This is a genomic window from Pseudoxanthomonas sp. GW835-FHT14C01 (assembly GCF_058793715.1).
This window is the reverse complement of the sequence record NZ_JBXAGB010000002.1, coordinates 93,495-104,811: the sequence shown is the minus strand read 5'-3', so window position 1 is coordinate 104,811 and position 11,317 is coordinate 93,495. Positions and strand designations below refer to the sequence as shown.

Sequence of the window (11,317 nt, the reverse complement as noted above, 5' to 3'; positions counted from 1 at the left end):
CGCACAGGGTTGTCAACAGGAATGCGGACCGGAAATCACTTGGAGGATCAATGGCTTGCAGCAAACTTCAGAGACTTGTTCAAGCCTTATCCACAAGTTGCTGTTTCGTCTCAAATTTTGAGATTGAGGAATGATTCAGTGAGGTGACCGTCGTTTCACATCGAGACGGACGCGGCCTCCGCGGCCGGAGTGGAACTGCGCAAACCGGAGGGCGAGAATCCGCTCATGTGCCTGGTCGCCTTCGCCTGGAAAGTCCACCCGCGCTGGCGCCTGATGCTGGCCGGCAACCGGGATGAATTCCATGCCCGTCCCACCGCTCCGTTGGCCCATTGGGCGGACGCGCCGGCCCTGATGGCGGGCCAGGACCTGGAATCGGGGGGTACGTGGGCCGGGGCGGACGCGACCGGCCGGGTCGCGGTGGTGACCAATGTGCGCGATCCGGCGATCAGGATCCCCGGCGCGCCCTCCCGCGGCCAGCTGGCGGCCGGCTTCCTGCGCTCTCGGGACAGCGCGGACCACCGCGCCAACGGATTGCTGGTGGCGGCGGAGGTGTTCGCTCCGTTCAACCTGCTGCTGGCCGATGCGACGGATTGCGAATACATCAGCAATTACCCCACGCCCCGCCGGATCACCGTGGCGCCCGGCCTGCACGGGGTCTCCAACGGCGACCTGGACGAGCCCTGGCCGAAGACCGTGGCGCTCAAGCAACAGCTGGCGGCGTGGCTGGCGACGGACGCGGACGACGTGTCGCCGCTCTGGCAGGCGTTGGCGGACGAGACGCGGGCGCCTGACGACCGGCTGCCCGACACCGGCGTAGGCATCGAACTGGAGCGCATGCTGTCCCCCGCCTTCATCCGCGGCGACCGCTACGGCACCCGCGCCAGCACCCTGATCGCCATCGATCATGCAGGGCATGGGTGGATCAGCGAGCGGAGATTCGGGCCGGAGGGGGTATTCGAAGGAGAGACGACCCTGCGTATAGGTTCCGGCGCTTAGTCAGCCCTTCTGCGGCTGAAAATTCGCGATCGCGACTTACGTCGCTCCCACAAGAAGCATCGAGATGTGTCAGCGCCGTGCTTTGCCAGCCCCCTGAGTCAGGGGGCGATTCGCACCAGCGGTGCGAATGGGGGTGTGGCAGCGACGGCCCGGGGCCCGAAGTTCGCGCAGCGAACTTTGGGAGCTGCATCGCGCGTCGCGCGATGCAGCTGGAGGCCAACGGCTTGGGGCCCAAGGTTTGCGCCGCAAACCTTGGGGCTTTTCAAAGCGCCGGTGGCGCTTTGAAAAGCGGCGGAGCCGGCCGGTAAGCCGGGTTCTGTCGTGGACAGTCATTCCTCTAGGCGCAACGTCACCGTTACGCTCAAGCAACCTACCCGGAGACACTGCGGGCCGCAGCATAGCCTCCCTATTTGGTCTTGCTCCCGGTGGGGTTTGCCGTGCCGGTCCGTTGCCGGACTCGCGGTGCGCTCTTACCGCACCATTTCACCCTTGCCGTCCTGCCGAAGCAGTCTTGGGCGGTATCTTTCTGTTGCACTTTCCGTCGGCTCGCGCCGCCCAGGCGTTACCTGGCACCGTGCCCTGTGGAGCCCGGACTTTCCTCGGCATTGTTTCCAATGACGCGACTGTCTGGCCGGCTCCGCCGTGCGTATTGTCGCACGCGGGCGCCGCCGTGCGGGATCAGCTGCCGTACAACGCCTTGCGCGGCGCGCCGGTGATCTCGGCGGCGAGCTTGGCGGCCGCCGAGGGCGGCAAGTGTTCGTTGAGCAGTGCGTAGACGCGGCGGCCTTCGACCAGCCGCGCCTCCAGATCGTCGCCGGCGCCCTGCACCATCACCACGAATTCGCCCTTGCGCTGGTTGTCGTCGGCTTCGACCTGCGCCAGCAGCTCCGCCAGCGTGCCATCAAGGACGGTTTCGAACAGTTTGGTCAGTTCGCGCGCCAGCACCGCCGGGCGGTCGTCGCCGAAGGCGATGCGCATGTCGACCAGCGATTCGGCGATGCGGTGCGAGGATTCGTAGAACACCAGGGTGCGTGTCTCGCCGGCCAGGCGCTGCAACTGCTCGCGCCGCGCCGACGCCTTTGCCGGCAGGAAGCCCTCGAAGGTGAAGCGGTCGCTCGGCAGTCCGGCCACGCTCAACGCGGCGATGGCCGCGCAGGCGCCCGGCAGCGGGCTGACCTTGATGCCCGCGGCACGGGCCGCGCGGACCAGCCGGAAGCCGGGATCACTGACCAGCGGCGTGCCGGCGTCGCTGACCAGGGCCAGCGAGTCGCCGGACAGCAGGCGCTCGACCACACGCTGGGCCAGCGCGTCCTCGTTGTGTTCGTGCAGGGCGATCAACGGTGTGGAAACCCCGAAGTGCGACATCAACTGGCCGCTCCGACGGGTGTCCTCGGCGCAGATTGCGGCCACCCCGCGCAGGGTCTCCAGCGCACGCGGCGTCAGGTCGCCCAGGTTGCCGATCGGGGTGGCGACGATGAACAGGGTTCCGGCAGGCATTCCAGTGAGGCTCGGTGGCTGGGGGTAGAATCGTAGCCGGTTCCCCTGCCCGAACATCGACGATGCCCCTGGACCTGCCTGTCGCACGCTCGCTTTCCGCACGCCTCCGTCCTGCGCGGACCCTCGCGGCCCTGCTGCTGGTGGCCCTGCTGGCCAGCTGCGCGACCACGCCCGGGGCAGGCCCGGTCACCTCGGCGGCGCGTTTCGCGCCCGCATTCGCCAATGCCGCCACGCTCGCGCGCCAGGACGCCGCCCTGAGCGGCCAGGCCCGCAGCGACAACGCACGCGAGATCGATCGCCTGCTGGCGACGCTCGACGACGCCACCCTGACCCGCGATGCCGCGGCGTTGCCGTCCGGCGACCCGCTGTACAACTTCGCCGGTCGCGCACTGCAACGCCGCGGCCTGCCGCTGCCGCGGCCGTTCGACCGTGGCACCCAGTGGCGCTTCGATACCGGCAACCGTCCGCCGGCCGAGTCCGACGGCTACCGTCCGCCGATGAAGCTGGCCGTGCTGCTGCCGCTGTCGGGCAACCTCGCCACTGCCGCTGCACCGGTGCGCGACGGCCTGCTGGCGGGCTATTACGGCGAACGCCGCCGCCGTCCCGACATCCAGTTCTACGACACCACCGGCACCGCCGCCGGCGCGACCGCCGCCTATGCGCGCGCCACCGCCGAGGGCGCCGATTTCGTGGTCGGCCCGCTCGGTCGCGACGAAGTGAGCGCGCTGTTCCAGCAACCGCAACTCGCCACCCCGCTGCTGGTGCTCAACCGTGGCACGGTGGCCGTGCCGGAGGGCAACGCCGGCTTCTCGCTGGCGCCGGAAGACGATGGCCTGGCCGCGGCGGAATACCTGTTCGCGCGCGAACGCCGCGCGGCGCTGGTGATCGAAGGCAGCGACGACAACGGCCGCCGCGCCTCGCAGGCGTTCGCCGAACGCTTCGCCGAGCGGGGCGGCAAGGTCACGCGCGTGATCCGCGTGCAGGACGTCCCGGGCGACCTCGCGGCCGTGCTCGCCACCGCCGCACAGGAGGGCGCCGATGCGGTGTTCCTGGCCGTGCGTGGCGGCACCGCACGCGCACTGACGCCGCAGCTGGCGCTGGCCGGCCTGGGCGGCAAGACGCGCGTGGGCACCTCGCAGCTCACCTCGGGCACCGGCAAGCCGGAAGAAGACATGGCGCTCGACGGCATCGCCTTCCCGACCGAGGTGTGGACCTCGCGCGGCGTGCCGGCCCTGCCGGCTGCCAGCGTGACCGGCGAGCGCGTGCCGACGGCGCGCGGCCCCGCGGCGCGCCTGTTCGCCTTCGGCTATGACGCGTGGCTGCTGACGGCGTATCTGGAAAGGTTGGCCACCGGCGCGAATGCCGAATTGCGTGGCGCCACCGGGCGCTTGCAGCTCGACGGCTTCGGCAACGTCGTGCGCACGCCGTCGTGGTCGACGTTCGCCGGCGGCCGCCCCACCCCGATCGCGGATGGCGGTTGACCGGCGCGCCCGCGGGCGCGCCGTCGAAGTCGCCGCGCGCGCACTGCTGCTGCGCGCCGGATTGACCGAGCTCGCCACCAACGCGAACTACCGTGGCGGCGAACTCGACCTGGTGATGCAGGACCCCCGCCGGCCCGGCGCGCCGACCGTGGTGTTCGTCGAAGTGCGTTACCGCCGTTCGCAGGCGTTCGGTGGCGGGACCGCATCGATCGATGCCGGCAAGCGCCGCAGGCTGGTGCATGCGGCGCAGCGCTTCCTGCAGGAGCATCCCGCCCTCGCCAACGCCCCCTGCCGCTTCGACGTGATCGACGCGCAGGGCGATCCCGACGCGCCGCACCTGGAATGGATCCGCGACGCCTTCCGCGCCGACGAGATCTGAGGCCGCGTCAGAGTCCGGCCGACAACGCCAGCTCGCGCGCCAGCCCGGCTCCCCGGTGTCGTACCGAAGGCGCCGCACCCGCACGCAGCGTTGCGGCAAGGGCGGCCGCCGCCGCGCGCAGTTCGGGCACGGCGGTGATTTCCCACAGCCGCCCACGCAACAGCGGCCCCAGACAGTAGAGCCCGCGCACCGGTGCCCCGTGACGGTCGCGCACCTGCAGGTCGTCCCCGACTTCCACGCCGAGTCCGTGCGGATCGGGCGCGAGCAAGCCCGACTCCAGCAGGTGCGACACCAGCGGATGCGTGGTGCGCACGATGTCGGTATCCAGCCCGGTCGCGCGGATCACGTAGTCGTATTGCGCCACGTCAGCGTGGTCATGCCCACGTTCCTGCAACAGCACTTCGGCGCTCTGCGCGCGCAAGCCGGCCCGCAGCAGACGCGCGGCGCGCACACGCAACCGGCCGCTCGCCTGGAGGGACTCCAGCACGTCGGCCACGCGCGGCGCGATGCGATGTCGCGCCACTTCCCAGTGCGAACGCAGGTGACGCAGGAAACGGGCGCGCTGCGTGTCCGGCAGACTGCGCCAGAACGCCTGCGTGTGCGGACGCAGCGCGTCCACCACGCTGCGCCAGTCGGGCGCCACGTGCACCAGCGAGCAGACCGCGGCGAGCAGTGCACGCAGGTCGCGCCCGCCCAGCGCCTGGCGGACGCTCGGCGGCAGTTCGATCGCCGGGCCCGGCACCGCCGCATGCGCGCGCGGCAGCAACCCGTGGCGCGAGATCGCGGTCAGTTCGCCGCGATGTCCACGCGCCGCCAGCGTCGACACGACGTCGGCCATGGTCAGCCCGGTGCCGACGATCAGCACGCGCGCATCGGCTTCGATGCGTTCCAGCGCGTCGTCCTGCCACGGCCAGCCGATGTAACGCGGGCTCTGCGCGAGCCGCGGTCCGATCCCGGCCAATCGCTGCGGCGGCAAGGCGCCCAGCGCCAGCACCACGCGATCGCTGGCGAAGTAGCCACCGTCATCGAGGTGCACGCGATAGCCTTCGCCGACGCGACTGAACGAAACGGCCTCCTGCCGCACCAGCGACAGGTTGCCGGCGGCTTCGTGCGCTTCGCGAAGGCGCTCGGCCAGATAGTCGCCATACGCCACGCGCGGCAGGAACTCGTCGCGGCCGCGCGCCCCCAGACTCAGCCACGTGGCGAAATCGTCCGGCGCATCCGGACGCGCACCCAGCTGGCCGGCGCGCACGTTGAGCAGATGCTCGGGGCGAGCCTGCCCGTACGCCACGCCGCGCGCGAACGTATCGCCCACGCCGACCAGGCAGATCTCCGGCGCGCCTTCTTCGGTCGACGCCAGTTGCGTCGCCAGCACGCTGCCGCTGAAACCCGCTCCCACGATGGTGATGCGCATGTGTGTCCTCCGGTCGAATGGGCCGGGCGATTTCTAGCAGTCGCGGTGCGCGCGGTTGTAAGGAATCGGTTAGCGCATCGCGCGCACGCGCCTTCCGGCGATCGGCTTGGCGGCGAAGACGTTGATTTACCGGCGCTGAGGCGGCCTGCCGCATCGACATGGCAAACCGGCATGAGGACATGCCGTCGCAGTATCAGGCCGGGACAGCGCACACGCGATCCGTACAATGCCGCCATGGATGGAACACTGCCCCCTGCGTTGCACACGGCGATGTCGGCCCGCCTGGGCGATGGCTGGCTGACCGGTGACGCATGTCGACCGTTCGGCGGCGACGATTCGCGACGGTGGGCGATGCCGGGCGCGGTCGCGTTGCCGCGCACGCAGGACGATGTCGTCGCGATGGTGCGTGCCTGTCGCGAACATCGCATGCCGATTGTCGCGCGCGGTGCCGGCACGGCCACGACCGGTGCCGCGGTACCCACGCAGGGCGGCGTGGTGGTGTCGTTCTCGCGCATGAACCGCATCGTCGACGTGCGCGCCGCCGATCGCTGCGTGGTGGTGGAACCCGGTGTGCTCAATGGCGAGCTGCAGCAGGCGCTCGCACCGCACGGCCTGTTCTGGCCGCCGGATCCGTCCAGCGCCGAGTTGTGCAGTGTCGGCGGCAACCTCGCCACCAATGCCGGCGGTCCGCGCGCGGTGAAGTACGGCACGGCGCGCGACAACGTGCTCGGCCTCGTCGCGGTGACCGGTGCGGGTGAACTGATCCGCTGCGGCGGCGCGTATACCAAGGATGCGACCGGCTACGACCTCACCCACCTGATCGTCGGCAGCGAAGGCACACTGGCGATCATCGTCGAAGCGACGCTGAAGCTCGCACCGCGTCCACGTGCGCAGGCCGGTTTGCGCGTCCTGTACCGCGATGCCGCGACCGCGGCGGCGGCGGTGTCGCGCATCATGGCGCGGCCGGCGACGCCAGCGATGCTCGAGTTCATGGATCGCAGCGCGATCGCGCTGATCCGCCGCAACGGCAGCGACGTGCCCGACGCCGGCGCCATGCTGCTGGTCGAAGCCGATGGCGACGACGAGACGCTGCCCTACGCATTGCAGGCGCTGGCCGAGGCAGCGGAAGGCGACGGCATGATCGCGCTGGACGTCGCCGCCGACGGCAGCGCGCGCGACCGGTTGTGGGCGGCACGACGCGCATTGTCGCCGGCGCTGCGCACGATCAGGCCCGGCAAAATCAACGAGGACGTGGTGGTGCCGGTATCGCGCATCCCCGAGCTGGTCGCGGCGATGGAAGCGCTGTCCGCCGAGGCCTCGTTGCCGATCGTGGTGTTCGGCCATGCCGGCAACGGCAACCTGCACGTCAACCTCATGTACGACGACGCCGATGCCACCGAGACGGCGCGTGCGTACGCCGCACTGCCGAAGGTATTCGCCACCGTGCTCGCGCTGGGCGGCACGCTGTCCGGCGAGCATGGCATCGGCCTGAGCAAGCGCGATTACATGGCCGACGCGTTCTCGCCGGCGACGCTGGCGGCGATGCGCGCCATCAAGTCGGCCCTCGACCCGGACGGCATCCTCAATCCGGGCAAGGTGCTGCCGCCCTGACGGCGCGAACGCCGGTCAGCGCAGCGGAACGCGCAGCCGCGATGGCGCGGCGGCCGGCGACGAGAACGTCACCGTGCCGCCCAACCCTGCCGCTTCCGTGTAGCGTGGATCGTGCGTGTCGACCAACAGTACCAGGCGATGGCCGGCCGGCACGCGCGCGGCATTCGCTTCCAGTGTCATGTCGATCGTGCGCGCCTGGCCGGCGGTGACGCCGCGCAGGCTGTAGGGCTTGTGGGTGATCAGCGTGCCGATCCCCCACGCGTCCATGCTGTAGAGATAGGCGAACAGGGTGACGTCGCGCTGGCTGGGCGTCACCGTCACGCGCAGCGCCGGCGATCCGGCCACGGTACGCTCGCCCGCCATCGCCGGCCCTACCCACACGCCGGCACCGGCGCGGTTCACCAGCGGTACCGACGCCGTCGTCGGTGCGCCCAGGCCCTGCAGCAAGCCGCTCAACAGCACCACGCCGGAATCGGCGACGGTCGGCACGCCGGTGGCGATGCGATGGCTCCAGCCGGTCGAGGCACCGCTTACCAGGGCGCCGGTGGGCGCGAGCCATCCGCTGGGTGCAGCCAGCCCGTATTCGGTCGGCGCGGCCTGCACCGCATTCCAGTCCGCATACGACAGCCAGCGGCCCTCGCGCGTGGACAGGCGCACCGGCGCCTCGCCGTCGACCCCGTTGATCCGCCCCTTCAAGTGGCGATCGAACCAGCGCGTCGCCGCGTCGTACACCTGGTTCGGCAGGCCGAGCGCGCCCGGCAGTTCCGCTGTCGCGTGATCGCCCTGACTGAAGATCAGCTGCTTCGGTCCGCGCAGGCGGTTATAGAAATCCACGTACTGGTTGGGCGGGAACAGACCGTCGTTGAACGCGTTCGCCAGCAGCACCGCGGTGCCCTGCCGGTTCAATGCGTCCACTTCATGCACCACGCCGCGACTCGATGCCTGCGGCAGGAAACCCTGCACCGCGCCCTCGAAATCGCCGAGCAAGGCACGCGCCGTGACGCGCGCCAGGTCGGGTCCCGGGCGGCCAGTGGCCGCGCCCGCGGCGACCAGCAGGGTGACGCCCTGCTCGCTGACGGTCTGGTGCGCGTACAGCGAAGCCTCCAAGTCCGCCCAGCCGCTCAGCGCGGCGACCGCCCGGATGCGTGGATCGCGGGCTGCCGCCAGCAGGCTGGTCCCCGCGCCGTAGGAGATGCCGGAGGCGCCGACCGCGTTCGGATTCGATGGCGTGTTGGCCAGCGCCCAGTCGATGACCGCGCTGACGTCCTCGACCGTCGCCGGTCCGGCGATATCGATCTGTCCGGCCGAGTCCCAGAAGCCGCGCGAGGTGTAGCTGACGACGACATAGCCGTTGGAGGCGAGTTGGCTGGCGCGGCCGACGTATTCCAGGTTGGGCAGCGCCCAGCTGGCGGGCATGACGATCAGCGGGAACGGGCCATCGCCTTGCCCCTGCGGCACCAGCACGAGCGCGCCGAGTGGCGTGCCGTCCCAACTGCGGATGCGTTCGTAAGTCTTGCTGTAGCCGGCCGCGAAGGCCGCCGAAGAGAACACCAGCAACGCGACGGCCAGCAGGCCGCGCCAGATGGATCGGTTCATGCAGAGGTTCCTCACAGGCGAGGCCGGGCCGGAAGACCTGGCGGGTAAGCGATGCGATGGAACCCGTCGGGGGGAACGAGCGGGCAGACCATACCACCAGGTATGGGGTCGGCCACGCTGCGGTGCAGCGCGGCGCGCGGGATCAGCCGAAGTGGTCGTAGCCCGCGCGCGGCGGTTGCCAGGGCGCGCCGGTGGCATCGACCGCCGCTACGCCGCTGCCGGCGGCGAGGTGGCCGATGCGGGTGATGCGCAGATCGAGGCGGGACGCGAGCGATGCGATGCGTTCGCGGTGCGATGGATCAGCGGTGAAGCAGAGTTCGTAATCGTCGCCACCGCCGGCCTGCAGTGCGGTGCGCGACTCGGCATCGAATGCGTCGGACAGCGCCCCGGAGGCCGGCAGTGCGCACACCTTGACCCGTGCGCCGACACCGCTGCGTGCACAGATATGGCCCAGATCGGCCAGAAGGCCGTCGGACACGTCCACGCACGCGCTCGCCAGCCCCACCAGCGCACGCCCGGCGCGGACGCGCGGCGTGGGGCGATCCAGCCGCGCACGCAGCGCATGGGCCGGATCGCGTTCCAGCAGCGCCAGCGCGCCCGCCGCGTCGCCCAGCGTGCCGGTGACCCAGATGTCGTCGCCGAACCGCGCGCCATCCCGCCGCAGCGCGCGGCCCGGGTCCACGAACCCCATCGCGGTGACCGACAGCGACAATGGCCCACGTGTCGTGTCGCCGCCCACCAGAGCGACGCCATGTTCGTCAGCCAGCGCGACGAAGCCATCGAGGAAACCTTCGATCCATGCCGCATCGGACTGCGGCAACGACAGCGACAGCGTGCACCACGCCGGCTCGGCGCCCATCGAGGCGAGATCGGAGAGGTTCACCGCCAGCGCCTTCCAGCCGATGTCGGCCGGCGGCGTGCCGTGCGGGAAATGGACGCCATCGTTCAGCGTGTCGGCGGTGACGACCAGCTGCCGGCCCGGAGGCGGCGCCAGCAGCGCGGCATCGTCACCGATGCCGAGGACGATGTCGTCGCGCGTCGCCGCGCGGGCGCGGATGCGGGCGATCAGGTCGAATTCGCTGCTCGCCATGGCGGAGTCAGCCGCGCGAACGCGCCAGATCGACGGCGGCCTGGATCGCCGCGCGGGCCTGCGGGCTGTTCTTCCAGCAGGACGAACCGGTCAAGCCCGCGGCGCTGGCGACGATCCCGGACGGTTCGGCGGCGGCCAGTTGCCGCAGCGACGCGATGCCCATCTGCTCCAGCCGCTGCACGACGGTAGGACCGACGCCCTTCAGCGCCAGCAAGGCGTCGCGTTCGTCCGCGGGAAACCGTGCGTCGCCGACGGACACGTCAGCGCCGCGCCTGCGCCTCGGCGGGCCGCCATTCGACGGCGGCGTGGTCGAGCACGCCGTTGATGTAGGTGTGGCCGTGCTCGGACCCGAACCGCTTGGCGGTCTCGATGGCCTCGTTGAGCACGACGCGGTACGGCACGTCGAGGCGGTGGATCAGTTCGTAGGCGGCGATGCGCAGCACGGCGCGCTCGATGGGGTCGACTTCCTCCACCGTGCGGTCGAGGAACGGCAGCAGCGCCTCGTCCAGCGAGGCGCGATGGCGGACGACGCCACGCACGAGGTCCTCGAAGTACTCGAGGTCGGCGATCTCGTGCGCCTGCTCGTGCGCGAACTGCGCGATCACCTGGCCCACTTCGCCGCCCGACATCTGCCACGCATAGACAGCCTGCAGCGCACGGCGGCGCGCACGGGCGCGCGTGACCGGATCGACGCCGTCCTTGCGGTGGGGATGTTGATGTCGGCTCACGTCGGCTCCTGTACTGCGGGCTAGTCGGTTTGTCGGGTCGGGATCAGGAGAACTGCGCCATCAGGTGCGCCATCTCGATGGCGGCCAGCGCGGCTTCCTCGCCCTTGTTGCCGTGGCTGCCACCGGCACGCGCTTCGGCGTCCTCGATGCGCTCCACCGCCAGCACGCCGTTCAGCACCGGCACGCCGGTATCGAGTTGCACGCGCATCAGGCCTTCGGCGCAGCGGTCGGCGACGTGCTCGTAGTGGCGGGTATCGCCGCGGATCACGCAACCGAGCGCGATGATGGCGGCGTGGTCGCCAGCAGCGGCCAGGCGTGCGGCGACCAGCGGGATTTCCCACGCGCCCGGTACGCGCACCACGTCGATCGCGTCCTCGCCCACCCCGTTGCCGGCCAGGCTCTGGCGCGCGCCGGCGACCAGCACATCGGTGATGCGCGGGTTCCAGCGGCTGGCGATGATCGCGAAGCGGGCGCCGTCGGGCGCGCGCAGATCGCCTTCGTAGTGGGACATGGCGGGTTCCTTGG

10 protein-coding genes, 1 other RNA gene and 1 pseudogene are annotated in these 11,317 nt (G+C 70.7%); 4 read left to right on the top strand and 8 right to left on the bottom strand.

Going from position 1 to position 11,317, the window contains the following annotated elements:
- The first annotated feature begins 225 nt into the window (after nt 1-225).
- The gene (locus AC1Q5B_RS07130) at nt 226-996 is read left to right on the top strand and encodes an NRDE family protein (protein WP_492631038.1); all 771 of its coding nucleotides are present in this window, start codon (nt 226-228) and stop codon (nt 994-996) included.
- 289 nt (nt 997-1,285) lie between these two features.
- Here AC1Q5B_RS07130 and rnpB read toward each other — a convergent pair.
- Both rnpB and rsmI read right to left on the bottom strand, forming a co-directional pair.
- An RNA gene (rnpB, locus tag AC1Q5B_RS07125) (RNase P RNA component class A) lies at nt 1,286-1,635 on the bottom strand.
- A gap of 39 nt (nt 1,636-1,674) precedes the next feature.
- Entirely contained in the window at nt 1,675-2,493 is an 819-nt protein-coding gene (gene rsmI / locus AC1Q5B_RS07120; protein ID WP_492631037.1) for a 16S rRNA (cytidine(1402)-2'-O)-methyltransferase, read from the bottom strand.
- 215 nt (nt 2,494-2,708) lie between these two features.
- Between rsmI and AC1Q5B_RS07115 the strand changes: the two are divergent.
- Nucleotides 2,709-3,974: pseudogene (locus AC1Q5B_RS07115) on the top strand (penicillin-binding protein activator); the annotation flags it as partial.
- Nucleotides 3,964-4,353 (top strand): YraN family protein, encoded by a 390-nt coding sequence (locus tag AC1Q5B_RS07110; protein ID WP_492631036.1) that lies wholly within the window; start codon nt 3,964-3,966, stop codon nt 4,351-4,353. The pseudogene AC1Q5B_RS07115 and the gene AC1Q5B_RS07110, both read left to right, overlap by 11 nt.
- A 7-nt stretch (nt 4,354-4,360) precedes the next feature.
- On the opposite strand, the gene AC1Q5B_RS07105 is transcribed toward AC1Q5B_RS07110, so the two are convergent.
- Nucleotides 4,361-5,767, bottom strand: a complete 1,407-nt coding sequence (locus tag AC1Q5B_RS07105; RefSeq protein WP_492631035.1) for an FAD/NAD(P)-binding protein — start codon at nt 5,765-5,767, stop codon at nt 4,361-4,363.
- 234 nt (nt 5,768-6,001) lie between these two features.
- Here AC1Q5B_RS07105 and AC1Q5B_RS07100 point away from each other — a divergent pair, with 234 nt between their 5' ends.
- Nucleotides 6,002-7,378, top strand: a complete 1,377-nt coding sequence (locus AC1Q5B_RS07100) for an FAD-binding oxidoreductase (RefSeq protein WP_492631034.1) — start codon at nt 6,002-6,004, stop codon at nt 7,376-7,378.
- Nucleotides 7,379-7,393: 15 nt separating this feature from the next.
- On the opposite strand, the gene AC1Q5B_RS07095 is transcribed toward AC1Q5B_RS07100, so the two are convergent.
- The 5 genes from AC1Q5B_RS07095 to ribH all read right to left on the bottom strand — a co-directional run bounded on the left by AC1Q5B_RS07095 (nt 7,394) and on the right by ribH (nt 11,303).
- Nucleotides 7,394-8,974, bottom strand: a complete 1,581-nt coding sequence (locus AC1Q5B_RS07095) for a CocE/NonD family hydrolase (protein ID WP_492631033.1) — start codon at nt 8,972-8,974, stop codon at nt 7,394-7,396.
- A gap of 142 nt (nt 8,975-9,116) precedes the next feature.
- Nucleotides 9,117-10,064: a thiamine-phosphate kinase gene (gene thiL / locus AC1Q5B_RS07090; RefSeq protein ID WP_492631032.1), complete on the bottom strand. Its 948-nt coding sequence runs from the start codon at nt 10,062-10,064 to the stop codon at nt 9,117-9,119.
- A gap of 7 nt (nt 10,065-10,071) precedes the next feature.
- Nucleotides 10,072-10,323, bottom strand: a complete 252-nt coding sequence (locus AC1Q5B_RS07085) for a helix-hairpin-helix domain-containing protein (protein WP_492631031.1) — start codon at nt 10,321-10,323, stop codon at nt 10,072-10,074.
- 1 nt (nt 10,324) lies between these two features.
- Nucleotides 10,325-10,792, bottom strand: a complete 468-nt coding sequence (nusB, locus tag AC1Q5B_RS07080; RefSeq protein WP_475496756.1) for a transcription antitermination factor NusB — start codon at nt 10,790-10,792, stop codon at nt 10,325-10,327.
- A gap of 43 nt (nt 10,793-10,835) precedes the next feature.
- On the bottom strand, nt 10,836-11,303 hold the full coding sequence (gene ribH / locus AC1Q5B_RS07075) for a 6,7-dimethyl-8-ribityllumazine synthase (RefSeq protein WP_492631030.1): 468 nt from the start codon (nt 11,301-11,303) through the stop codon (nt 10,836-10,838).
- Nucleotides 11,304-11,317 lie beyond the last annotated feature (14 nt).